The organism is Pseudomonas sp. ChxA (genome assembly GCF_030263855.1).
In the GTDB taxonomy this organism is placed as follows: domain Bacteria; phylum Pseudomonadota; class Gammaproteobacteria; order Pseudomonadales; family Pseudomonadaceae; genus Aquipseudomonas; species Aquipseudomonas fluorescens_CB.
The window spans coordinates 2953066-2977234 of the sequence record NZ_JARPMK010000001.1 but is presented as its reverse complement, the minus strand read 5'-3'; the positions used below and the strand labels follow the sequence as shown (position 1 = coordinate 2977234).

Annotated in this window: 17 protein-coding genes and 1 pseudogene; 11 read left to right on the top strand and 7 right to left on the bottom strand. The window is 60.2% G+C overall.

Going from position 1 to position 24169, the window contains the following annotated elements:
• Nucleotides 1–4: 4 nt before the first annotated feature.
• Entirely contained in the window at nucleotides 5–994 is a 990-nt protein-coding gene (araD1, locus tag P5706_RS13365; RefSeq protein ID WP_285679512.1) for an AraD1 family protein, read from the bottom strand.
• Nucleotides 995–1009: 15 nt separating this feature from the next.
• Complete coding sequence (locus tag P5706_RS13360) at nucleotides 1010–2332, bottom strand: MFS transporter (RefSeq protein ID WP_285679511.1); 1323 nt, start codon at nucleotides 2330–2332, stop codon at nucleotides 1010–1012.
• Between the two features lie 192 nt (nucleotides 2333–2524).
• On the opposite strand from P5706_RS13360, the gene P5706_RS13355 reads away from it, so the two are divergent.
• The 3 genes from P5706_RS13355 to P5706_RS13345 are packed head-to-tail and all read left to right on the top strand — an operon-like array spanning nucleotide 2525 to nucleotide 5752.
• Entirely contained in the window at nucleotides 2525–4261 is a 1737-nt protein-coding gene (locus P5706_RS13355; RefSeq protein WP_200434682.1) for an IlvD/Edd family dehydratase, read from the top strand.
• Between the two features lie 48 nt (nucleotides 4262–4309).
• Nucleotides 4310–5032, top strand: coding sequence for a FadR/GntR family transcriptional regulator (locus P5706_RS13350; protein WP_285679510.1), 723 nt, complete (start codon nucleotides 4310–4312; stop codon nucleotides 5030–5032).
• A gap of 42 nt (nucleotides 5033–5074) precedes the next feature.
• Entirely contained in the window at nucleotides 5075–5752 is a 678-nt protein-coding gene (locus P5706_RS13345) for an SOS response-associated peptidase family protein (RefSeq protein WP_285679509.1), read from the top strand.
• A 4-nt stretch (nucleotides 5753–5756) separates the two neighbouring features.
• On the opposite strand, the gene P5706_RS13340 is transcribed toward P5706_RS13345, so the two are convergent.
• Together P5706_RS13340 and P5706_RS13335 are read right to left on the bottom strand one after the other, a co-directional pair.
• Nucleotides 5757–6797, bottom strand: coding sequence for a GGDEF domain-containing protein (locus P5706_RS13340; protein WP_200434684.1), 1041 nt, complete (start codon nucleotides 6795–6797; stop codon nucleotides 5757–5759).
• Nucleotides 6787–7677 (bottom strand): hypothetical protein, encoded by an 891-nt coding sequence (locus tag P5706_RS13335; protein WP_200434685.1) that lies wholly within the window; start codon nucleotides 7675–7677, stop codon nucleotides 6787–6789. Before P5706_RS13335 ends, P5706_RS13340 begins: the two co-directional genes overlap by 11 nt.
• A gap of 324 nt (nucleotides 7678–8001) precedes the next feature.
• Here P5706_RS13335 and P5706_RS13330 point away from each other — a divergent pair, with 324 nt between their 5' ends.
• The 4 genes from P5706_RS13330 to P5706_RS13315 all read left to right on the top strand — a co-directional run bounded on the left by P5706_RS13330 (nucleotide 8002) and on the right by P5706_RS13315 (nucleotide 14816).
• Nucleotides 8002–8877 (top strand): bestrophin family protein, encoded by an 876-nt coding sequence (locus tag P5706_RS13330; protein WP_200434686.1) that lies wholly within the window; start codon nucleotides 8002–8004, stop codon nucleotides 8875–8877.
• A 101-nt stretch (nucleotides 8878–8978) separates the two neighbouring features.
• Entirely contained in the window at nucleotides 8979–9869 is an 891-nt protein-coding gene (locus tag P5706_RS13325) for a proline iminopeptidase-family hydrolase (protein ID WP_200434687.1), read from the top strand.
• 1202 nt (nucleotides 9870–11071) lie between these two features.
• Nucleotides 11072–13480 carry a glucose/quinate/shikimate family membrane-bound PQQ-dependent dehydrogenase gene (locus tag P5706_RS13320; RefSeq protein WP_285679507.1) on the top strand — a complete coding sequence of 803 codons (2409 nt, stop codon included), beginning with the start codon at nucleotides 11072–11074 and terminating at the stop codon, nucleotides 13478–13480.
• Nucleotides 13481–13550: 70 nt separating this feature from the next.
• Complete coding sequence (locus P5706_RS13315; protein ID WP_285679506.1) at nucleotides 13551–14816, top strand: carbohydrate porin; 1266 nt, start codon at nucleotides 13551–13553, stop codon at nucleotides 14814–14816.
• 164 nt (nucleotides 14817–14980) lie between these two features.
• Here the strand turns inward: P5706_RS13315 and P5706_RS13310 are convergent, their stop codons facing one another.
• The 3 genes and pseudogenes from P5706_RS13310 to P5706_RS13300 form a co-directional block, all read right to left on the bottom strand.
• On the bottom strand, nucleotides 14981–16162 hold the full coding sequence (locus P5706_RS13310; RefSeq protein WP_285679505.1) for a XylR family transcriptional regulator: 1182 nt from the start codon (nucleotides 16160–16162) through the stop codon (nucleotides 14981–14983).
• A gap of 475 nt (nucleotides 16163–16637) precedes the next feature.
• Nucleotides 16638–18049 (bottom strand): annotated as a pseudogene (locus P5706_RS13305) (PAAR domain-containing protein).
• 62 nt (nucleotides 18050–18111) lie between these two features.
• Nucleotides 18112–18594: a hypothetical protein gene (locus P5706_RS13300; RefSeq protein WP_285679502.1), complete on the bottom strand. Its 483-nt coding sequence runs from the start codon at nucleotides 18592–18594 to the stop codon at nucleotides 18112–18114.
• A gap of 214 nt (nucleotides 18595–18808) precedes the next feature.
• On the opposite strand from P5706_RS13300, the gene xylA reads away from it, so the two are divergent.
• The 4 genes from xylA to P5706_RS13280 all read left to right on the top strand — a co-directional run bounded on the left by xylA (nucleotide 18809) and on the right by P5706_RS13280 (nucleotide 24056).
• Entirely contained in the window at nucleotides 18809–20125 is a 1317-nt protein-coding gene (xylA, locus tag P5706_RS13295; RefSeq protein WP_285679501.1) for a xylose isomerase, read from the top strand.
• 242 nt (nucleotides 20126–20367) lie between these two features.
• The gene (xylF, locus tag P5706_RS13290; RefSeq protein WP_285679500.1) at nucleotides 20368–21369 is read left to right on the top strand and encodes a D-xylose ABC transporter substrate-binding protein; all 1002 of its coding nucleotides are present in this window, start codon (nucleotides 20368–20370) and stop codon (nucleotides 21367–21369) included.
• A 5-nt stretch (nucleotides 21370–21374) separates the two neighbouring features.
• On the top strand, nucleotides 21375–22919 hold the full coding sequence (gene xylG, locus P5706_RS13285) for a D-xylose ABC transporter ATP-binding protein (protein ID WP_285679499.1): 1545 nt from the start codon (nucleotides 21375–21377) through the stop codon (nucleotides 22917–22919).
• On the top strand, nucleotides 22920–24056 hold the full coding sequence (locus P5706_RS13280; RefSeq protein WP_200431778.1) for a sugar ABC transporter permease: 1137 nt from the start codon (nucleotides 22920–22922) through the stop codon (nucleotides 24054–24056).
• The last annotated feature ends 113 nt before the right edge of the window (nucleotides 24057–24169 follow it).

The following is a 24169-nucleotide window of genomic DNA, read 5'->3' as shown; positions in this document are numbered from 1 at the left end:
CTCCTTAAAGGCTGATGACAGTGCCAGGTTCGAACGCCGCTTCGGCGCTGCCGACCCGGTTGACCAACGGCGCGCCGAACTCGGCCTGGCTGATCTCGAACACGTCCCCCGGCTGGGTACGTATACCGTCGGCAAATGACAAGGTGGCGGTGCCGAAGAAGTGAATATGCACGTCGCCCGGGGTCAGGAACTGGCTGTATTTGAAATGGTGGTACTCGAGGTTTTCCAGGCTGTGGCACATGTTCGCCTCGCCACTGAGAAATTCGTTTTCCCATATCACCTGGCCGTCTCGAAGGATGCGGCTGGTGCCGGCCAAGTGCTGGGGCAACTCACCCACGCGCAACTCCGGGCCATAGCTGCAACTGCGCAACTTGGAATGGGCCAGGTACAGGTAATTCTTGCGCTCCATGACGTGGTCGGAGAACTCGTTGCCCACCGCAAAACCCAGGCGGTAGGGCTTGCTGTCACGGCCGATCACATACAACCCGCCGATTTCCGGCTCTTCACCGGCGTCTTCGGCAAAGGGCGGCACCGGGAACGCCTGGCCTGGGCGCACGACAATAGTGCCATCGCCCTTATAGAACCATTCCGGTTGCACACCGGCCTGGCCGGCCGGTGGTTTGCCGCCCTCCACGCCCCATTTGAAGATACGCATGGTGTCGGTCAAGGCGCTGTCGTCACCGGCCTGGTGCATTTTGTCGCGGGCCGAGGCGCTGCCCAGGTGCGTCAGGCCAGTGCCGCTGATCAGCATGTGCGCCGGGTCGGGATGGTCCAGCGGCGGCAGGACTTTGAGGTCCACCAACAGCGCGGCGTAGTCGTAACTGTCACCCAACCCGAGGCTGTCGACCTGTTGCGCCAGGCCCACACCGGCGTCGATGGCGGCCAGCGCCAATTCACGCACGCTGCGCGCGGTGTGCACTTCGCGCAATGTGTTGCCTTGCACCACGCCGACACGACGCTCACCGTTACGCAATTCGAACTGAACTAAACGCATCAAACTTCTCCAGGATTAAGTACGTGTGGCGCCTCGGGCGCTGGCGGCAAACTGGTCGGCGGGCAGCACATGCTTGCGCTCCAGCACGCGGTACACCACAGCAGTCAAGACCAGCCCGAACACCATTACCCCGGCCAAGAAATACAGGCCCGAAGCCAGGTTGCCGGTGTATTCCTTGAGCGCGCCGATCACGAACGGGCCGATATAGCCGCCGAGGTTGCCCACCGAGTTAATCAGCGCAATGCCCGCCGCCGCACTGGCGCCGGCAAAGAACCGCCCCGGCAAGGTCCAGAACACCGCCGTGCAGGAAAACAAGGCGAATGCCGCCAGGCACAGCGCCGCCATTTGCAGCACCGGCATACTCAGCCAGGCACTGCAAAACAAGCCGATGGCGCCCAGCACATAGAGCACCGCAAGGTGGCCATAACGATCGTTCAAGCGGTCGGAACTGCGCGGGATGATCAGCAGCCCGAGGATGCCGAAAATGTAGGGTACGGCCGAGATAAAGCCGGTCATCAAGTCAGTGCCGCCGAACTGTTTAATCAGGGTCGGCAACCACAGGCCCAAGCCATAGATGCTCAACGTCACCGGCAAGTAGAACAGCGCCAGCAGCAACACGCGCTTGTCTTTGAGGGCATGCAGCGGGTTGCCGTGACGGGTCTGGCCGTAGGCTTGCAGGTCCTTGGCCAACTCACCCGTAAGCCAGGCTTTCTCGTCTTCACTCATCCATGTGACCTGCTTGGGGCCGTCCGGCAAAAAGCGCAGCACCGGCCAGGTCAGCAGCAACGCCGGCGTGCCAATCACGATAAACAGCCATTGCCAGCCGTGCAGACCGAGGATGCCGTCCATGCCCAGCAGGCCGCCGGACACCGGCCCGGTGATCATCATGGCAATCGGCTGAGAGAGGATAAACAGCCCCAGGATCTTGCCGCGATGGCGCACCGGAAACCACTGGGTGATGTAGTACAGCACGCCCGGAAAGAACCCGGCTTCGGCCGCGCCAAGCAGAAAGCGCATCACATAGAAACTGTGCGGCCCCTGCACAAAGGCCATACCAATGGTGATGGCGCCCCAGGTGAGCATGATCCGTGCAAACCAGCGCCGCGCGCCAAAACGGTCGAGCATCAGGTTGCTGGGGATCTCAAACAGGAAGTAGCCAATGAAGAACAACCCCGCCCCCAGGCCATAGGCGGCATCGCCGATGCCGACGTCGGCGCCCATGTGCAGCTTGGCAAACCCCACCGCCGAGCGGTCCACATAGGCGATCAGGTACAGCAGGATCAGGAAGGGAATCAGTTTCAGCGTGATACGCCGAACAAGCCGCAATTCCTGGCTCATGGGGTCGATCTCCGATTGTTGTTTTTATAGAAGCTCGGGGGCTGCCTCTCGCGAAAATCCGCTAGGGTCACACCTCACTTGAGTCGGACTATATAGTATGACTATTTGCAAAACAACACTTCCAAATGTGCGATTTTGCGCTTATGTTTAGACGCATATAGAACATATAGTCATACAATAAGAGAGTCGATCATGCCTGATAAAAAGCCCGCCCTACGCTCTGCCCAGTGGTTTGGTACCGCCGACAAGAACGGTTTCATGTACCGCAGCTGGATGAAGAACCAGGGCATTGCCGACCATCAGTTCCATGGCAAACCGATTATCGGCATTTGCAACACCTGGTCGGAGCTGACCCCGTGCAACGCGCACTTCCGCCAGATCGCCGAGCACGTCAAACGCGGTGTGATCGAGGCCGGTGGTTTCCCGGTGGAATTCCCGGTGTTCTCCAATGGCGAGTCCAACCTGCGCCCCACCGCGATGCTCACCCGCAACCTGGCGAGCATGGATGTGGAAGAAGCCATTCGCGGCAACCCTATCGACGGCGTGGTGCTGCTCACCGGCTGCGACAAAACCACCCCGGCGCTGCTGATGGGCGCGGCCAGTTGTGACGTGCCGGCCATCGTGGTCACCGGCGGGCCGATGCTCAACGGCAAGCACAAGGGCCAGGACATCGGTTCGGGCACGGTGGTGTGGCAGTTGAGCGAACAGGTCAAGGCCGGGACCATCACCCTTGACGATTTCCTTGCAGCCGAAGGCGGCATGTCGCGCTCGGCCGGCACCTGCAACACCATGGGCACTGCATCGACCATGGCCTGCATGGCCGAAGCACTCGGCACTTCCCTGCCCCACAACGCAGCGATCCCGGCGGTGGATGCGCGGCGCTATGTGCTGGCGCATATGTCCGGCATGCGCGCGGTCGAGATGGTGCGTGAGGATTTGAAGCTGTCGAAGATCCTTACCAAGGAAGCGTTTGAAAACGCGATCCGCGTGAATGCGGCCATCGGCGGTTCGACCAACGCGGTGATCCACCTCAAAGCTATCGCCGGGCGTATCGGTGTCGAACTCGATCTGGACGATTGGACCCGCATGGGCCGTGGCGTGCCGACCATCGTCGACCTGCAGCCGTCAGGCCGTTTCCTGATGGAAGAGTTCTACTACGCCGGCGGCCTGCCAGCCGTGCTGCGACGCCTGGGCGAAGCCAAGCTGATCCCGCATCCGAATGCCCTGACAGTGAATGGCAAGTCGTTGGGCGAGAACACCCAGGACTCGCCGATCTACGGCCAGGACGAGGTGATCCGCACCCTCGACAACCCGATCCGCGCCGATGGCGGCATCTGTGTATTGCGCGGCAACCTGGCGCCGCTGGGCGCTGTGCTCAAGCCCTCCGCTGCCAGCCCCGAGTTGATGCAGCACCGTGGCCGCGCGGTGGTGTTCGAGAACTTCGACATGTACAAGGCGCGCATCAATGACCCGGCGCTGGACGTGGATGCCAATTCGATTCTGGTCATGAAAAACTGTGGGCCCAAGGGTTACCCGGGCATGGCCGAAGTCGGCAACATGGGCCTGCCCGCCAAGCTGTTGGCCCAGGGCGTGACCGACATGGTGCGCATCTCCGATGCCCGCATGAGCGGCACCGCCTACGGCACGGTGGTGCTGCATGTGGCGCCGGAAGCCGCAGCCGGTGGGCCGCTGGCCACGGTGCAGGAAGGTGACTGGATAGAGCTGGATTGCGCCAACGGCCGCCTGCACCTGGATATCCCCGACGCCGAACTGGCGGCGCGCATGGCTGACCTGGCGCCGCCGCAAAAACTCATCGTCGGCGGCTACCGCCAGTTGTATATCGACCATGTGCTGCAGGCCGACCAAGGCTGCGACTTCGACTTCCTGGTGGGCTGTCGTGGCGCCGAAGTCCCCCGGCATTCCCACTAATTGGGATGCTATGATGCGGCGAATCTAAGCCAGAGCCTCCCCGTCGTTATGGATCACCAGCAGCCCAAGCCGCGCAAGAGCCAGCATGCCCAGATCGTTCAGGACTTGGGCATGCACATCGTTTCCGGGCGCTTCAAGCCCGAAGAGCGCCTGCCCATGGAAGCCACGCTGTGCGAGGAATACCAGGTCAGCCGCTCGGTGTTGCGTGAGGCGACCCGCGTGCTCAGCGCCAAGGGCCTGGTGTACTCCAAACCACGGGTGGGCGCGGTGGTGCGTCCACGGGTGAAATGGCATTTGCTTGACCCGGACGTGCTGTCCTGGCTGATGCAGTCCACGCCCCACAGCGAATTTTTCAACACCCTGGCCGGCGTGCGGCGCATCCTCGAACCGGAAATCGCCGCCATGGCGGCGACCACGGCCACCGCCGAAGACATCGCCACCATCGAAACCGCCTACCGGGGCATGGAAACCGCCAAGACCCACGACGATCTGCTGCAGGCCGACCTGGACTTTCACCGCGCCATCGCCGACGCGACCCGCAACGACTTGCTCGCCTACATGTGCAACATGCTGTCGTTGCCGCTGCGCGAATCGATCAACATCACCAACCGCCGCCCCGACATCCAGGGCCTGAGCCTGCCCCGCCACAAAGCGATCCTCACCGCCATCCAGAACCGTGACGCCCTCGGCGCCCGGCACGCTTCGCTGGTGCAGCTGGATGACACGCGAGTGGCGCTGGACACAGTGATGAACGTACTCACGCCACTGTAAATTCATCGTCTACGCTCAGGGGGTCAGTTAGAGGGACCGGCCATGTGCGGACGACTTTCGCAGTACCGCGGTATTCATGACTTTGTGGCGGCGCTGAGCATGCCTGATGCGCTGGCCAATAGCGTCGGCGACCAGCCGCTTGAGCGCTACAACGTGGCGCCGACCACACCCGTGGCGCTGCTGCACCTGGACAATGACCTTTTGCACGCTGACCCGGTGCGGTGGGGCTGGCGCCCGCACTGGAGCAAAGAGCGCCTGTTGCCGATCAACGCCCGCGTCGAGAAGGTCGCGCACGGTGCGTTCTTTCGCGCGATCTGGCCGCATCGCGCGATTGCGCCGGTCGATAACTGGTTTGAATGGGTGGATGAAGGTGGCGCGAAAAAGCAGCCCTACCTGATTCGTCGCCGCGACGCTGCACCGGTATTCTGTGCCGCCATCGGCCAACTGCCCGACGCCGATGAGGGCGCAAGCGCGCACGACGGCTTCGTGATCATCACCGCCGACAGCGCCGGTGGCATGGTCGATATCCATGACCGCAGGCCGGTGGTGTTCACCCCAGAACTGGCCCGTGAGTGGCTGGACCCGGCCACCTCGCGAAGTCGCGCCGAGCAGATGGTGCTGTTGCAGGGTGAACCGGCAGACGTGTTCGAATGGTTCAAGGTCGACGGCGCCGTGGGCAACACGCGCAACAACGGGCCAGCGTTGATCCAGCCACGCTGAGTACTCATTGCGCCGCTGCACGCTCTTGCAGTTCAACCGGCTTGCCTTCCAGATAGGCCCGGTCCTTGCCATTTTGCTTGGCGCCATACAGGTTGCGGTCAGCGTTCTTGAGCACTGCGGACATCTCGTCCCCCGGCGAAAACCGCGCCATTCCCGCGCTGCACGTGTAGTTGTGCGGCGCCGCTACGCTGGTTCGGATGGCCTGCAATAAATCCCTCGCGAAATCGCAGGCGACGGCCGGGTCGTCGCCCAACAACAGCACGCCGAATTCTTCGCCGCCGATCCTGCCGAAACTATGGCTGCCCCGGGTGGTTTTCAGGCAGGTGGCCATGGCGCACAGAATACTGTCACCCACATCGTGGCCATACAGGTCATTCTTGAGCTTGAAACTGTCGATATCCAACATCATGAAATAGCCGCTGTGGCCGCTGGCGATTAATGCGTCAAAGCCCTGCATGAAAGCGCGTCGGTTGAGAATGGAGGTCAAGTAATCCGTCTCCGCCAGCTCGCGAAATTCACTTTCTACCAGCAACACCGAGCGCAAGTTCTTCAAATAGGAAAAACTCAGAATAAACCCGATGGCCACCGACGCGACGCAAAAAATATACAGATAGACTTGGGCATCGCCGTAAATGTCCGCCTGGATGCACGGCCATAAAATCAACCAGACCAACGTGGCGCAGACCAGATAATCCTGCACACTGATAAACAGGATGGCACTGCTGATCACCAGAATAACCGCCAGCGGCAAGCCAAACAGGCGCAACTCCCCGTGCGCGCCGATGACGTGGGCAAACCCCACGGACAGCAGCACTGCATACACAACCCCGAGCATGCGCCACGCGTAAAAGTGGGTGGTCAGGCGGTGCAGCCGACACACCGCCAACAGGCACAAGGTGATCGCCGCCACATATATATCCAGTTGCATGCCTGGATGAATCAACAACACGCCGAGCCAGGCAATAATTCCAATTAACTGCGCCTGCGTGACCGCCGGTGACAGTAACCGGCGCATCCGTGGCCTTAACTTCAAGTTAGACGGCATCCCTTTCCCCTTTTTCAACCGCGTGCAGGCCGACCGCAAATGAAAACGCCATAAACCGTCTTACCAGGCAGACAAAAGCCGGCAGCACTTCCAGCTGTTTTTTTGCATGCACTTTGAAATAGCCCTTCTCGACGCCCTCCCGGACCATTCGAATAATATGCGTTTTCGATACCGACAACTGCTGGGCGAGCGCAAGATAAGATGACGATTTGAACGTCATGCGGTCGTTTTCCGGTGAAAAGGCATCGTTATAAATCGCCAGCATCAACAAATGCCCTGCATCTTTCTTCACCAGCCAATAACAGTCGGGCAGCAACACATCAACGGTCATTTCGTTGGCCAGGATGTGAGCAAAGCCTTTGAAATAAAGCGCGAGAAAACTGCGGTCATCCAGCTCGCGCATTGTGCGAAAACGGTCCTTTTCGGGGCACATCAGCGCCAGCGAGTCGGTAATCGACGTGAGCATCAGCCGCACTTCCCGGCAGGCTTCGTCCGAGGGCGCATACACCCTGAAGCGGCTGTCCTCCGGGTGCGCGTCGACCACCATGAACCCCAGTGCCCGAAACAGCAGGAAGATCGACTCCAGGCTGTTTCTTGAGCAATAGCCGCGGGCCACACAAAAGGCTTTCACCTCGCACAGCAGGGCTGTCGGTTTAGAAAAGTACTCGCTCAAGAGTGCAAAGGAGACCATCAAACGGCTGTATTTCATTGCACTTTTGTAGAAAAACGGCCGTTTCGAGTAAGGGCCAAGAAGCACCTGATAATGCGCCCGAATACAAGATTCAAAGTCCTCATGACGTTCAAGTGCATGTGCAGTATTACCGATATCCAACTTTAACGAACTGACGCGCATGAAAGAGCCCTGATCAACCAACTTCATCCCACTGATCTAGACTACGAAGTTCACGTAGTCAGGTCCCAAAACAAATCACGTCGTAAAACGGCCCCTGATGGCGCTTTGCCTTTGAGGCCAATGTACAGTGATTGCCGCGCGGCACAGCATCATTACCAAAGTTGTTCCAACTGCACTTCCTGGGCTATTTGCTAACGCCCAAGCGCTGCACTAGCTTGAAATAGCAGTGCGAAGATTGGGTGGGAAGCAGACTCAATAAATGGCGCCAGAAATATGACCGCGAACCTTTCACCGCCTACGGGCGTCCGAGCTAGGGTGTTTATTGCCCATCGCTCGCCTTGAGGTCCTCGTTTGAAAGCCGCCATCATCAAAAAGTACCGCCTGATTATCAAAACCATGGGCTATGTGGGTTGGGCCTTGTTCTGGCTGTTGTTGTGGGATGTGGCCGTCACGGTCGATTTCATGTTGTTCCTGACTACCAAGATCAACTTGCCGCTGATGCCACTGACCCTGCTGGGTTCGGCGTTGGTGGTGCTGATCAGTTTTCGTAACAGCAGCGCCTATAACCGCTGGTGGGAAGCACGCACGTTGTGGGGCGCCATGGTGAATAACTCGCGCAGTTTTGCCCGCCAGGTACTGACGTTGCTGGATGATTCCAACGGCGAGGTGAACCCGGTCAAAGCCACTCTGTTGCGCCGCCATGTGGCCTATGTGAACTGCCTGGCGGCGCACCTCAAGGGCCGGCCGTGCCCGGATGAAGTGCGTGCGTTTATCCCCGCCGACGAGTTTGCGCGCAATGGCGCTACCAACAACTTTGCCAATGACATCCTCACCGGCTCGGCGACGTTGTTGGCCCGCGAATACAAGGCCGGGCACCTGGACAGTATTCGCCTGGCACGGCTGGAGTCGACGCTGGTGGACCTGTCCAACGCCCAGGGCGGCATGGAGCGTATCGCCAATACGCCGCTGCCCTACCCTTACGTGTATTTCCCGCGGCTGTTTATCTCGCTGTTCTGCCTGATCGTGCCGGTGGGCCTAGTGGAATCCCTGGGTTGGTTCACCCCGCTGGCCTCGACCGTGGTGGGCTTTATGCTGCTGGCGATCGAACGCATCGGCACTGACCTGCAAAGCCCGTTTCATTCCAGCGAGCACCAGATCCAGATGGAAACCATCTGCGAAACCATCGAGAAGAACCTGCAGTCGATGCAGCGTGACGCACTGGCTTAAGCTCAGGGTGCTTTTAAGCTGAGAACCTATCATTTTTACCAGTGCCCCTGGCGCGCGGTTTTGACTAGCCTGTAGCGCATCTATCCAAGGAGGTACACAGCATGCAGGTTCACGAAGGTTATGCCGATTTCCGTGGCTACCGAACATGGTTCCGGGTCACCGGCGACTTGAAGTCCGGGCGCCTGCCCTTGATCGTCGCGCACGGCGGCCCCGGCTGCACCCATGACTACGTCGACAGTTTCAAGGACCTGGCCGATACGGGCCGCGCGGTGGTGCACTACGACCAACTCGGCAACGGCCGCTCCACGCACCTGCGCGACGCACCCGCTGACTTCTGGAACGTGGAGCTGTTCCTGGCCGAGCTGAACAACCTGGTCGAGCACCTGCACATCCGCGATTACGCGCTGCTGGGCCAGTCCTGGGGCGGCATGCTCGGTGCTGAACACGCGGTACGCCAACCCGCCGGGTTAAAGGCATTGATCATCGCCAATTCGCCGGCCTCCATGCACCTGTGGCGCGCCGCCGCGAATGAGCTGCGCCAGGCACTGCCGGCCGAGGTGCAGGCCACCCTGCTGCGCCATGAGGCGGCCGGCACCACCGACAGCGCCGAGTATCACGCGGCCTCGCAGGTGTATTACGCCCGCCACGTCTGCCGCCTCCAGCCGGAACCCGCCGAAGTGCTGCGCACCAATGCCGCCATCGACGACGACCCCACCGTCTATCACACCATGAACGGCCCCACTGAGTTCCATGTGATCGGCAGCCTGCGCAACTGGAGCATCGTTGAGCGCCTGGCGCAGATTCAAGTACCCACACTGCTAATCTCTGGGCGCTTTGATGAGGCCACGCCGGCTACGGTGCAGCCGTTTGCCGATGGTATTCGCGACGTGCGCTGGCAGATTTTTGAGGCGTCGAGCCATATGCCGCATGTTGAAGAGCGTGAGGCGTGCATGGCGTGTGTGGGGGCGTTTCTGGCGCACGTAGAGTCATAGCCAAATTTAGCTTTGTCGCTGGGGCTCTCACATAAATCCCCAAGTGGAACGGGGTTTATGTGGGAGCTGGCTTGCCTGCGATGGCGGGTTGTTGGTGGTGGTGTACATATCCGTTGCTGCGGTAACGGCTGAGTAGGGTTCCGCTCTTACAGCGGGTCACTTTTGTAAAGACACAAAAGTAACCAAAAAGTCTTCGCCCCAACACTCGGTGCCTCGCTTAGGCTCGGCATGCCCGTAATCCGACAGTGATTTGGGGGGCCGCCGCGATGGGCCATCCTTGGCCCAGCGCGGCTAAACCGGCATCCCTGCCGGTTTACCCCCCAAATCACTGTCAGATTCCGGCCATCGTGTTTGACGGGGCGATTTCAGATCAAGATCAAGATCAAAAGCGCAGATCAAAAGACCGCTGACTTCGTCATCGAAAAGGATGTAAGGGCCGGAGCAACAGCAACAGCAAGAGCAAGAGCAAGAGCAAGAGCAAGAGCAAGAGCAAGAGCAGAGCCATACTCGGTCTAATGTGGGAGCTGGCTTGCCTGCGATGGCATCAACTCGATGTACCTGATGTACCGAGGTGTCTGCATCGCAGGCAAGCCAGCTCCCACAGAAAAGCAGCTCTTCAGTGTATTCAGATAGGCTTTTGCCTTGCACTTGATCTGGCTTTTGTTTCAACCACTCAGGTCGGCTTTCAGGCCGCCGTGCTTTAGATTTTGATCTTGATCTGCTTTTGATCTGAGACGCCCCGTTAACCACGATGGCCGAACGCAGGCTTGAATCCGTGGGTAACCCGGCAGGACGCCGGGTTAGCCGCGCTGGGCCAAGGATGGCCCATCGCGGCGGCCCACGGATTCAAGCCGGAGTGAGGGCACACCGAGCCTAAGCGAGGGGCCGAGTGGTGGGGCACAGACCTTTTGGTTACTTTTGAGGCGTTTGCCAAAAGTGACCCGCTGTAAGAGCGGAACCAATAGAAGCCGTTACCGCAGAAATGGATATGTACACCGACAAACCGCTATCGCAGGCAAACCAGCTCCCACAGTTGACCTTTGCCGCTGGCGACATCGGTGTTCGCATCGATGCCCCTGCGAACCAAGGCTTTCACGTTGTGCCCACATTTGTAAAAGACTATTACGCAGCACAATGTACTAACTGGTTACTTATATTGCTAAAATCGCGTCTTTGCCCTCTCACCTTCGAGTCCTGTCGACATGAAAAGAGCATCGCGCGCCGCTGGCGCCTCTAGATTTCTCCTGCTGGGCCTGGGCGTGGTTATCGCCCTGCTCGGCGTAGCGCTGGCTGTGGGCGGCGCCAAGCTGGTCAGCCTGGGCGGTTCCTGGTACTTCCTGGTCGGTGGCGTGGCCATGGCCATTTCCGGCTTGTTGATCGCGCGGCGCAAGCCGGCGGGCGCGTGGCTGTTCGCCGCGTTCCTGGTCTGCACCGCCGTGTGGGCGATTGCGGATGTGGGCCTGGTGTACTGGCCGCTATTTTCGCGCCTGTTCATGTTTACGGTGATCGGCCTGGTGGTGGCGCTGGTGTATCCGCTGCTGGTCGGCCGCCCTGCGCGCGGCGCCTATGGCGTCGCTGCGGTACTGGCAGTGGGCGTGGCGGTGGCGGCGGGCAACATGTTCGTGGCGCACCCAAGCGTCGCGCCTACCGGCAAAGGCCCAGGCATCACGCCAGTGGCCGCTGCCGATGCGCAGAAGGACTGGGCGCACTACGGCAACACCGAAGGTGGCAGCCGTTTCGCGGCGCTGGACCAGATCAACCGCGACACCGTCAATAAACTCAAAGTGGCGTGGACCTACCACACCGGCGACGTCGCGATCAGCGACGGCAATGGTGCCGAAGACCAACTGACGCCCCTGCAGATCGGCAACAAGGTGTTTATCTGCACCCCACACAACAACCTGATCGCCCTGGATGCCGACACCGGCAAAGAGCTGTGGAAAAACGAAGTCAACGCCAAGTCGGCAGTCTGGCAGCGTTGCCGCGGCATGGCGTATTTCGACGCCACCGCGCCGATTGCCCAGCCCACCCAGCCGAACAGCTCGCCGATCATTGCTGCCAGCGTACCGGCCGGGGCGCAATGCCAACGCCGCTTGCTGACCAACACCATTGATGCGCGCCTGATCGCGGTGGATGCCGACACCGGCAAATTCTGCGAAGACTTCGGCACCCACGGCCAGGTGGACCTCAAAGCCGGCCTGGGCAATGTACCTGACAGCTACTACCAACTGTCCTCGGCCCCCTTGATCGCCGGCACCACCGTGGTGGTCGGCGGCCGTGTGGCGGATAACGTGCAAACCGATATGCCCGGCGGTGTGATCCGCGGCTTCGACGTGATCAGTGGCCAGATGCGCTGGGCGTTCGATCCGGGCAACCCCGAAGACAAGCAAGCCCCGGCAGCCGGCAGCACTTATGTACGCAGCACGCCGAACAGCTGGGCGCCAATGTCTTATGACCCGCTGATGAACACGGTCTTCTTGCCGATGGGCAGTTCATCCACCGACATCTACGGTGTTGAGCGTACCCAACTGAACCACAAATACGGCGCTTCGGTGCTGGCGCTGGACGCCTCCACCGGCGCAGAAAAGTGGGTGTACCAGACCGTCCACAATGACCTGTGGGACTTCGACCTGCCGATGCAGCCGAGCCTGATCGACTTCACCCCACCTGGCAGCGCCAAGGCCGTACCGGCGGTGGTGATCGGCACCAAGGCCGGGCAAATCTATGTGCTCGACCGCGCCACCGGCAAGCCGCTGACCGACGTGAAGGAAGTACCGGTCAAGGCCGCCAACATTCCCAACGAGCCTTACTCGCTGACCCAGCCTAAATCCGTGGGCATGCCACAGATCGGCGCGCAGACGCTCACCGAATCGGACATGTGGGGTGCCACGCCATTTGACCAACTGCTGTGCCGCATCGACTTCAAAGGCATGCGCTACGAAGGCCTGTACACCGCGCCGGGCACGGATAAGTCGCTGAGCTTCCCAGGTTCTCTGGGCGGCATGAACTGGGGCAGTATTTCCACCGACCCGGTACACGGCTTTATCTTCGTCAATGACATGCGCCTGGGCCTGTGGATCCAGATGGTGCCGTCGCAGAACAAGGCCCAGGCCGCCTCCGGTGGCGAAGCGCTGAACACCGGCATGGGCGCCGTGCCGCTCAAGGGCACGCCGTATGCGGTGAACAAAAACCGCTTCCTGTCGGTGGCCGGCATTCCGTGCCAGGCGCCGCCGTTCGGCACCCTGACCGCCATCGACATGAAGACCCAGCAGATCGCCTGGCAAGTGCCGGTCGGCACTGTTGAGGACACCGGCCCGCTGGGCATCCGCATGCACCTGCCGATCAAGATCGGCCTGCCGACACTGGGCGGCACCTTGTCGACCCAGGGCGGGCTGATCTTTATCGCCGGCACCCAGGACTTCTACCTGCGCGCCTTCAACAGCGGCAACGGTGATGAAGTCTGGAAAGCTCGCCTGCCGGTAGGCAGCCAAGGCGGCCCAATGACTTATGTGTCGCCCAAAACCGGCAAGCAATACATCGTCATCACCGCCGGCGGTGCGCGCCAGTCCACCGACCGTGGCGACTACGTGATCGCTTACGCCTTGCCGTAACGCCCCGCTGTTCGCGCGGTGCTCCCCGCACCGCGCGCTTCTTCTATCCATGCCGTTTGGAAGCCCCCGCATGACCCTCACTTCTCCTCTGCCCTTGGGCCGCCTGGTGCTGGGCCTGGCCTTTGCTGCCGCCCTGCCCGTTCAAGCCGACGACACCACCCTCACCGGCGACTGGGGCGGCCTGCGTCGTGAACTCGATGAGCAAGGCATCCGCTTTACCGGCGACTACAGCGGCGAGACCGCCTACAACGCCGACGGCGGCCAACACCGCTCCGCGCGCTACTCGCAGAACATCAAGCTCGGTGTGCAGTTCGACCTCGGCAAGCTCTACGGCTTGACCAATGGCGACCGCATTCAGCTGACCATCAACGACCGGCGCGGCAACAGCGCCTCCGAAGACCTGGTGGGCAACCGCCTGCCGATCCAGGAAAACTATGGCGGCCTCTACACCCGTCTCACCGAACTGAGCTACGAGCGCACGCTGTTCACGCCCGCGCTGAACATCAAGCTCGGTTACATGGCGATGGGCAACGACCTCGGCGGCCTCGACAGCGGCATCCTGTGCAACTTCATGAACGCCGGTTTCTGCGGGCACCCGCTGAACATGTCCGGCGGCAGCGGCTGGACCAACTACCCGAATGCGCGCCTGGGTGCGCGGGTGAAATACGACTTTTCGCCGAACTGGCAACTGCGCGTGGCGGCATTCAATGTCGACCCTGACAGCAACGGCAACTCCAGCCGTGCCTGGCGCCTGGACCCAAAACGCACCACCGGCACCGTGGTGCCGATCGAGCTGGTGTACAAACACACGGGCACGCTGCCGGGCGAGTACAAGCTGGGCTATTACTACGACAGCTCCAATGTGAAGCGCATTGGCAGCAACCAAGACGTCAATGGTCGAGGTGGTCACTACCTGCTGATCGACCAGGCTGTCTGGGCTTCCAGCACATCCGCAGGCCGTGTGCTGCACGCCTTCGGCCAATACTCGGCGGCCAGTGAAGCCGCCTCGCCGTTCAGCAAGTGGTACGGCGCGGGCGTGGTGCTGTACAAGCCGTTTGAAGGCCGCCCACGCGACACCGTCGCCCTGGGTTATGGCCGTGCGGTGCCGAACCCACGCAGCCGTGACGTGCAAGAGTTGGCGGCGTTCAATGCCGGGGCGGACTACCCCAACCTGAACAATGCCGAGCAATTGATCGAACTCAGTTATGGCTACCAGGCCACGCCGTGGCTGACGCTGCGCCCGGATGTGCAATACATCCTCGAACCGGGGGCGTTTTCCGGTGAGAACATCGATAACGCGCTGGTGCTGGGTTTGCAGGTCAAAGCCGTATTCTAAAGGCCGGCTCTTTCAAGGGCTTGAGGATCGTTCCCACGCTCTGCGTGGGAATGCCTCATGGGCCGCTCCGCGTCCCGCCATCTGCGCATGTGTGACGCGGCGCGTCACGGGATGCATTCCCACGTGGAACGTGGGAACGATCTTAGCCAGCTCCCACAGTTGTTCTACGGTGTAATTGCGCCATGCTGGTACTCACGCGGCGTACAGCCAAACTCCCGCCGAAACACCGTGTGCAGGTACTGCGCCGATTTAAAGCCACAACTGTGGGCAACGTCGGCGATCGCCAACGCCTGGTCTTCCAGGCCCTTGGCCGCCGCCGCGAGTTTAAAGCGCAGAATCTCGTCATGCACGCTGCAACCACGCACCTTGCGAAAGTACGACTCCAGGGATGAGCGCGACACACCCACATACGCCGCCACCTGCGCGGTCTTGATGCCCTGGCAGGCGTATTGGCGAATAAACAGCAACGCCTGCATCACATACGGGTTGCCCAACGGTTGATGCAAGCTGGAGGCCTGCACATTGATTGCATCCGGCGGCACCAGGATCTGCGTGTCCGCGCAGGGTTTGCCGTGCAGCATCTGGTGCAGCAGCGCGGCGGCCGTGCGGCCCATGGTTTCGGTGCCCTGGATGACCGAGCTGAGCGGCACGCGCGTAAGCGTGCGGGTCAGCGGGTCGTTGTCGATGCCGATCAACGCGACCTGTTCCGGCACGGCGATGCCGGCAGTCAGGCAGGCTTGCAGCAATTGCCGGGCGCGGGCGTCAGTGACGGCGATGATGCCGATGGGCTTGGGCAAGGCTTGCAGCCAGGCAATCTGCTGCTCCACCGCGCTGTCCCACAGCGGCGCGCTGGTGCCCAGCCCACGGTAAACCTCAACCTGCAAACCATCGCGTTGCATCAGGCGGCGAAAGGCTTTCTCGCGCTCCTGCGCCCAGCGGTTGGCCTGGGCTTCGGGCAGGCTGAAGCAGGCAAAGCGAGTCAGGCCAGCCTCAATCAAGTGTTCATAAGCGAGTTTGATCAACGCGTAGTTATCCGTGGCCACATACGGAATGCCTTTGGGATAGGCACGCGCATCCTCGTAAGAACCACCTACCGCCACCACCGGCAACTTGCTGCCAGCTAACGCCTCGCCAATCAACGGGTCGTCGAAGTCAGCAATGATGCCGTCGCCCTGCCAACGCTCGATGCCTCTCAGCCTGCACAGAAAATCTTCTTCCAGGAACAAATCCCAGGACGCACGGGTACTGCTCAAGTAATTGCCGATACCAGCGATGATGCCGCGGTCGTAGATTTTGCTGCCGTTGAACAACAGGGCGATGCGGTGCACGGGCGGTAGGGTTTTCATTGTTTTTGTCCTGGGCCGGTGGGTGCAGATGAGTACTCAGAGGTCTGACTGCTCAGGATAGCGGGCCTCGGGTAAGGCCCGTTCGAGTTACCTAAATTTCACCAGCACGGCTGCAGCTATTCCCCAAGCTATTGCAGTGAAAGCCATCGTCATGATGATCATCAGATGACGTTTCAGGTGAGGTGGAAAATTTTCGAGATCGACTGGGTCAAGTTCTCCATTAATGATAGAGGCCCTCGGCCACACCACTATTCCGGCGATTTTTGACATCTCCAGCAGGGACCAAATTACACCACGTTTCCCCAAGCTATCTCCCCATATATATATATATAACGGCTGTTCTTCAAGGCCTCTTTTATGGCGTCCAGGCGACGGTGGGTAAGGAACAGGCTGTATGCAAGACCAACGACGGAGAGCAAACCGGGTCCACCCGTGACAATGATCGCCACCCACCTTGGCCAAGTATCGATACTGGTCATGGTTGCGTAGCCTCGTAAATCATCTCACCTACGTATTCGCCGCCCATACCACCTGCAGTAGTCCCCGCCCATGCGCCAGCACCCACTAAGGCCGCAACACAGACAACACCTCCAATACCACCTGTAGCTACGCCAATCCCCAGGCAGACTGGGGCACTGGCGGCGCCAGCTGCCCATCCACTAAAAGCACCAAGAGCGGTGGATAAGCCAAACTTGCCCGCTTCAGTAAACTTGACCTTCTCACAAGCCGCCCCAGAATCCCCGTTACACACCTGCTGAACAGCCAACAACGAAGACACCCCGCCAAGACCAATTCCGATGTACCCGCCCATCTTCATGTATTAGCTGCCCGACTCGTCGCTTCCACATGCGCGGCATACCCCGGAATCTGCCCCGGCCCACCTGCCTTGTCCCAGTGATGCACCAAACTCCGACTGGAGATTCCAAGGGCCGTTTTCAACTTGGGGTGATCGCCCAGCGTTGTTTGTCCTCGCAAGCGGGTGGAGTTCAGCAAATGAGCATCTAACTGATTCATCAGCCGCTGGCGATCAGCGAAGAACTGCGGCGACTTGAGGTGGCCGTGCTGGCGATAGTTTTGCTGATGCAGGCGCTCGATGGCTTGAAGGGTGTCGCGCAGGCTGGTCAGGTGCTTCTCCATCACCACCGCACTGACGCCCAGCCAGGTCGAGGTATGGCCGATAAAACCGGCAATTTCGGCAGCATGGCGATGCAAAAAGTCGGCCTCGTCCGGCGTCAAGGCATCCAGGGATGCATCGACCCGCTGAGCGGCCTGCATGAGTTGCGCTTCCTGATAGGTGCAGGATGTGTTGTTCGGATCGCTGAGCACGATCATCGAGCCGGCTTTGACGTGGCTCGCTTTGGGATTGAGCGATTGAAACTTGCGCATCACCGCTGGGTCCCGAATCGGAAAAAGCGTGGCTTCCAAGGCTTCGCGAGTAACGCTTTTGGGCACGATATAAAAACCTGGGTCCTGACCCGGCAGGCCGCTTGTTGCAGGCGCAACCGACTGGCTCGACGGTGTGTAAGCGCTTTGAACGGGCGTTGCCCGTTGGGTCACCGACCGCACCGGTTCCGGTGCTTGGCGCGTGGCACTCACAGTGGCTCCCCCTCTACTGTGGTACTTGGCTGAAAACACCGAAGGAACCAGCTCGGCTTTACAGGGACAGTCGCTGTGACTATCCAAGGTACCCGCCATGAGTCGACCATGACTGTGCATGAAGGAAATGCCACCGACGATTGTATAAGTTTGCCCATCCTTGCCACAGGTAACTCGGTCACCTTCGCACGCATGAAGAAGGCCATATATGTTGATTCTTTTATCGCCGTCCAACACTTCCCCGCCGCAGGTGGTTTTATCACCTTGGCCAATGAAATAACCTACGCTCATTGTTTGCTCCTCAATCTGTTGCGGATGACCCGGCATGTTTTCATTGCGGCATCCCGCTGTTGCTACTTAATCGACGGTAAAAAGTCTTCGGCCAGTGGAACGCCCTGACGCTCGAGAAAGACTGAAAAGTCCTGAGGCGTATTAATGATCTGGTCGCCATTGCTGAGATAACTGCCCACCAGCGCAAGATGGCCATTGCCTTCGCCTGCACCGGTCACAATGTACGCCTGAGTGCCGTCGGCGTACTCCACGTAGTCACCCTTGTGCGCGGCACGTACTTGCGAACCGTCAGCTAATTTAAACTCCAGTTGCGATACCGTTTTCTTGATGATTCCACCGTTACGGGTCTGACTGCCTTCGGCAGCGACTCGGTAAATAGCAATTGGCGGATGAGCGTTGCAATAAGCCTGCTGCTCTCTAATTATCTGCAAAGCGCGCTCACTAACACTGGACAATTGCTGCGTTGTAAAAGGCGAGCGCTCTAATTGGTTAAGCAGGTCAGGCGACACTTCATTGGTATATAACGAGGTGTTAAATGCGTTCATAGGTGTCTTCCTTACTGGCTGCCTTAGATGAAAGCCAAACTTTGAAGAGGCGTTTACTCGACGTAAAGTCAGACGTTTCCCTAAATCACGTACTCCCTGAGCCATTCCGAGCCAATCACTCAAAATCGCACCATGGCTTGGTGATTTTCATAATCGGCAGTGCCGATGCCGTTGCTAGTATCGGGGCACCGCCAAGAACAATAAGGAAAACGCCATGCCGTACTTCCCAGGTGTCGAGAAGGTTCGCTTCGAAGGCCCCAGCAGCGACGCCCCCCTCGCCTTTCGCCATTACGATGCCAACAAACTGATCCTCGGCAAGCCCATGCGTGAACACCTGCGCATGGCTGCCTGCTACTGGCACACCTTCGTGTGGCCGGGGGCGGACATGTTCGGCATGGGCACCTTCAAGCGCCCGTGGCAGCGCAGCGGCGAGCCGATGGACGTTGCGATCGGCAAGGCTGAAGCGGCGTTCGAGTTTTTCTCCAAATTGGGCATCGATTACTACAGCTTTCACGACACCGATGTGGCACCCGAAGGCAGTTCGCTCAAGGAATACCGCAATCACTTCGCGCAGATGGTCGACCACCTTGAGCGCCATCAGGAACACACCGGCATCCAGTTGCTGTGGGGCACCGCCAACTGCTTCAGCCACCCGCGTTTTGCCGCTGGCGCCGCCAGCAACCCGGACCCGGAGGTGTTCGCCTATGCGGCTGCCCAAGTGTTCAGCGCGATGAACGCCACCCAACGTCTCAAGGGCGCCAACTATGTACTCTGGGGCGGTCGCGAAGGCTATGAAACCCTGCTTAACACCGACCTCAAGCGCGAGCGCGAACAGCTCGGGCGCTTTATGCGCATGGTGGTCGAGCACAAGTACAAGATCGGCTTTAAGGGCGACTTGCTGATCGAACCCAAGCCCCAGGAGCCGACCAAGCACCAATACGATTACGACAGCGCCACGGTATTCGGCTTCCTGCATGAGTTCGGCCTGGAACACGAGATAAAAGTGAACATCGAGGCCAACCACGCCACATTGGCCGGGCACAGTTTTCACCATGAAATTGCCACCGCCGTGTCCCTGGGGATTTTTGGCAGCATCGACGCCAACCGCGGCGACCCGCAGAACGGCTGGGACACCGACCAGTTCCCCAACAGCGTCGAGGAGATGACCCTGGCCACCTATGAAATCCTCAAGGCCGGCGGCTTCAAGAACGGCGGCTACAATTTTGACTCCAAGGTGCGCCGCCAGAGCCTGGATGAGGTTGACCTGTTCCATGGGCATGTCGCCGCCATGGATGTGCTGGCCCTGTCCCTGGAACGCGCAGCGGCCATGGTGCAGAACGACCAGTTGCAGCAGTTCAAGGACCAGCGTTATGCCGGGTGGCAGCAACCCTTGGGCCAGGCAGTGTTGGCCGGTGAATTCAGCCTGGAATCGTTGGCTGAACATGCCTTTGCACAAGCATTGAACCCGCAAGCCGTGAGTGGTCGCCAGGAGATGCTCGAAGGCGTGGTCAACCGGTTTATCTACACCTGACCACTCGCTGCTTCTGTGGCGAGCGGGCCTCTGTGGCGAGCGGGCTTGCCCCGCGTTGGGGCGCGAAGCGGCCCCTGTTACTGGCAACTCGGTTTTAACTGATACACCGCATTGTCTGGTTTTAGGGCCGCTTCGCAGCCCAACGCGGGGCAAGCCCGCTCGCCACAGAGGCCCGCTCGCCACAGGTACAGTACTGTCAGCAAAAAAGTGTCTTTCCAACAACAATAAAAGGACGCACCACCATGAAAGTATTCAAACGCACCCTGCTCGCCACTGCCCTGGCCCTGCTCGCCCTGCCGGTGATGGCCGACTCGGCCCACCCGAAAATCGGCTTTTCCATCGACGACCTGCGCCTGGAGCGCTGGTCCCGCGACCGCGATTACTTTGTCGCCGCCGCCGAAAAACTCGATGCCAAGGTGTTCGTGCAGTCGGCCGACGCTAACGAGCAGAAGCAAATTTCGCAGATCGAAAACCTCATCTCTCGCGGTGTTGACGTGATCGTCATCGTGCCGTTCAACGCTACGGTGCTGACCAACGCCGTCGCCGAAGCCAAGAAGGCCGGGATCAAGGTGGTGTCCTATGACCGCTTGATCCTCAACGCCGACATTGACGCGTACATCTCCTTCGATAACGAAAAAGTCGGCGAGATGCAGGCCAACGGCGTGTTGCAAGCGGCGCCCAAGGGCAACTACTTTTTACTCGGCGGCGCACCCACCGACAACAACGCCAAGGTACTGCGCGAAGGCCAGATGAAGGTGCTGCAGCCGGCCATCGACAAGGGCGACATCAAGATTGTCGGCCAGCAGTGGGTCAAGGAATGGAACCCCACCGAAGCCCTGAGCATCGTCGAAAATGCCCTGACCCGAAACGACAATAAGATCGACGCCATCGTCGCCTCCAACGATGCCACCGCAGGCGGCGCGATCCAGGCCCTGGCCGCGCAAAAACTGGCGGGCAAGGTGCCGATTTCCGGCCAGGACGCCGACCTTGCCGCCGTCAAGCGCGTGATCGACGGCACCCAGACCATGACCGTGTACAAGCCGCTCAAGCTGATCGCCACCGAAGCCGCCAAGCTCTCGGTGCAGCTGGCGCGCAATGAAAAACCCAGCTACAGCTCGCAATACGACAATGGCAGCAAAAAAGTCGACACCATCCTGCTCACGCCGACCCCGCTGACCAAGGCCAATATCGACCTGTTGGAGAAGGACGGTTTCTATACCAAAGAGCAGATTGCCGGGCAGTGACCGCCATGGCCGACTACTTGCTGCAAATGAACGGCATCGTCAAAACGTTTGGCGGTGTCAACGCTCTGAACGGCATCGATATCAAGGTACGGCCGGGGGAATGCGTCGGCCTGTGCGGTGAAAACGGTGCCGGTAAATCCACCTTGATGAAGGTGCTGTCGGCGGTCTACCCGTATGGCACCTGGGCGGGCGAAATTCTCTGGGACGGGCAGCCACTCAAGGCCCACTCAATCAGTGAAACCGAGGCCGCCGGCATCGTTATCATTCACCAGGAGCTGACCCTGGTGCCGGACTTGTCGGTGGCCGAAAACATCTTCATGGGCCACGAACTGACCTTGCCCGGCGGGCGCATGAACTACCCGGCCATGCTGCAGCGCGCCGAAGCGCTGATGCGCGAACTCAAGGTGCCGGACATGAACGTGGTGCTGCCGGTGTCGCAGTATGGCGGCGGTTACCAGCAACTGGTGGAAATCGCCAAGGCCCTGAACAAACACGCGCGCCTGTTGATCCTCGACGAGCCCTCCTCGGCACTGACCCGTTCGGAAATCGAGGTGCTGCTCGACATTATCCGAGGTCTCAAGGCCAAGGGCGTGGCCTGCGTGTACATCTCTCACAAGCTCGACGAGGTGGCTGCCGTGTGCGACACCATCGCGGTGATTCGCGACGGCAAGCACATCGCGACCACGGCCATGGCCGACATGGATATCGCGCAGATCATCACCCAGATGGTCGGCCGCGAGATGAGCAACCTCTACCCCACCGAGCCTCATGCAGTCGGCGAGGTGATTTTCGAAGCGCGCAACGTCACCTGCTATGACGTCGACAACCCCAAGCGCAAACGCGTGGACGATGTGTCCTTCGTGCTCAAGCGCGGGGAAATTCTCGGCATTGCCGGGCTGGTGGGTGCCGGGCGCACGGAACTGGTGTCGGCCCTGTTCGGCGCCTACCCCGGCCGCTACAGTGCCGAAGTATGGCTGGACGGCCAACTGATCGACACGCGCACGCCGCTCAAATCGATCCGCGCCGGGCTGTGCATGGTGCCCGAAGACCGCAAGCGTCAAGGCATCATTCCCGACTTCGGCGTGGGCCAGAACATCACCCTGGCGGTGCTCGACCGCTACGCGCATATGACCCGCATCGATGCCGAAGCTGAGCTTGGCAGCATCGACCAGCAGATCGCGCGCCTGCACCTCAAGACCGCCAGCCCGTTTTTGCCGATCACCAGCCTGTCCGGCGGCAACCAGCAAAAGGCCGTGTTGGCGAAAATGCTCATGGCCAAGCCCCGGGTGCTGATCCTCGACGAGCCCACGCGCGGCGTGGATGTGGGCGCCAAGTATGAGATCTACAAACTGATGGGCGCGCTGGCCGCCGAGGGTGTGTCGATCATCATGGTCTCCTCGGAACTGGCCGAAGTGCTCGGGGTTTCCAACCGCGTGCTGGTGATTGGCGACGGCCAATTGCGGGGAGACTTCATCAACCAGGGCCTCACCCAGGAACAGGTGCTCGCCGCTGCGCTCAGCCAAGATAATAAGAATGGGAAAACCGCGTAGATGAACCAAGTCAAACAGCTTTTTACCCGCTACAAAATGCTCGCACTGGTGATCGCTGTGGCGATGATCTGGGTGTTTTTCAGTTGGCAGACCGAAGGCGGTTTCCTCACGCCGCGCAACTTGTCCAACCTGCTGCGGCAGATGTCGATCACCGGGATCCTGGCGTGCGGCATGGTGCTGGTGATCATCAGCGGCGAGATCGATTTGTCGGTGGGTTCACTGCTGGGGTTATTGGGCGGGCTGGCGGCGATTCTGGACGTGGTCTACCACATTCCGCTGCTGGCTAACCTGAGCCTGGTGGCGCTGTGCGGCTTGATGATCGGCCTGGCCAACGGCTACATGACCGCCTATCTGCGCATCCCCTCGTTCATTGTCGGTTTGGGCGGCATGTTGGCGTTTCGCGGAATTTTGCTCGGTATTACCGGCGGCACCACCATTGCACCGGTGTCGCCGTCGCTGGTGTATGTGGGCCAGGGGTATTTGCCGCATTCGGTGGGCGTGGGACTGGGCGTGTTGCTGTTCGCACTGACCTTGTTCCTCACCTGGAAGCAGCGGCGCAACCGTGCGTTGCATGGCCTGGCGGCGCATTCGTTGATGCGCGACCTGTTGCGCGTTGCCGTGATTGGCGCAGTGCTGGCAGGCTTCGTCACCACCCTCAACAGCTACGACGGCATCCCCGTGCCGGTGCTGCTGTTACTGGTGCTGCTCGGCGTGTTCAGCTACGTCACCAGCCAGACCGTGTTCGGCCGCCGCGTGTACGCGGTGGGCAGCAATATGGAAGCCACACGGCTGTCGGGCATCAACGTGCAGGCGGTAAAACTGTGGATCTTCGGCATCATGGGCGTGATGTGCGCCCTCGCCGGCCTGGTCAACACCGCGCGCCTGGCTGCCGGCTCCCCGTCGGCGGGTAATATGGGCGAACTGGATGCGATTGCCGCGTGTTTTATCGGAGGCACCTCCATGCGCGGCGGCTCAGGCACCGTATACGGCGCGTTGCTCGGGGCGCTGGTGATTACCAGCCTGGATAACGGCATGTCGATGCTGGACGTGGACAGCTACTGGCAGATGATTGTGAAGGGCAGCATTCTGGTGCTGGCGGTGTGGGTGGATGTGAGTACGCGCGCGGGGCGGCGCTGAGGGGCTCGCAAATACAGGCAAGCGCCAATGTGGGAGCTGGCTTGCCTGCGATAGCGGTGTAAAAGTGCCAGCCAGTTAGCTGACACTCCGCTATCGCAAGCAAGCCAGTGACC

Coding starts and splice junctions, on each gene's coding strand:
- araD1 (WP_285679512.1), bottom strand. CDS start 994: ATGCGTTTAGTTCAGTTCGAATTGCGTAACGGTGAGCGTCGTGTCGGC.
- P5706_RS13325 (WP_200434687.1), top strand. CDS start 8,979: ATGCAGGTTCACGAAGGTTATGCCGATTTCCGTGGCTACCGAACATGG.
- P5706_RS13320 (WP_285679507.1), top strand. CDS start 11,072: ATGAAAAGAGCATCGCGCGCCGCTGGCGCCTCTAGATTTCTCCTGCTG.
- P5706_RS13360 (WP_285679511.1), bottom strand. CDS start 2,332: ATGAGCCAGGAATTGCGGCTTGTTCGGCGTATCACGCTGAAACTGATT.
- P5706_RS13340 (WP_200434684.1), bottom strand. CDS start 6,797: ATGCCGTCTAACTTGAAGTTAAGGCCACGGATGCGCCGGTTACTGTCA.
- xylF (WP_285679500.1), top strand. CDS start 20,368: ATGAAAGTATTCAAACGCACCCTGCTCGCCACTGCCCTGGCCCTGCTC.
- P5706_RS13335 (WP_200434685.1), bottom strand. CDS start 7,677: ATGAAGTTGGTTGATCAGGGCTCTTTCATGCGCGTCAGTTCGTTAAAG.
- P5706_RS13310 (WP_285679505.1), bottom strand. CDS start 16,162: ATGAAAACCCTACCGCCCGTGCACCGCATCGCCCTGTTGTTCAACGGC.
- P5706_RS13315 (WP_285679506.1), top strand. CDS start 13,551: ATGACCCTCACTTCTCCTCTGCCCTTGGGCCGCCTGGTGCTGGGCCTG.
- P5706_RS13280 (WP_200431778.1), top strand. CDS start 22,920: ATGAACCAAGTCAAACAGCTTTTTACCCGCTACAAAATGCTCGCACTG.
- xylG (WP_285679499.1), top strand. CDS start 21,375: ATGGCCGACTACTTGCTGCAAATGAACGGCATCGTCAAAACGTTTGGC.
- P5706_RS13300 (WP_285679502.1), bottom strand. CDS start 18,594: ATGAACGCATTTAACACCTCGTTATATACCAATGAAGTGTCGCCTGAC.
- P5706_RS13345 (WP_285679509.1), top strand. CDS start 5,075: ATGTGCGGACGACTTTCGCAGTACCGCGGTATTCATGACTTTGTGGCG.
- xylA (WP_285679501.1), top strand. CDS start 18,809: ATGCCGTACTTCCCAGGTGTCGAGAAGGTTCGCTTCGAAGGCCCCAGC.
- P5706_RS13350 (WP_285679510.1), top strand. CDS start 4,310: ATGGATCACCAGCAGCCCAAGCCGCGCAAGAGCCAGCATGCCCAGATC.
- P5706_RS13355 (WP_200434682.1), top strand. CDS start 2,525: ATGCCTGATAAAAAGCCCGCCCTACGCTCTGCCCAGTGGTTTGGTACC.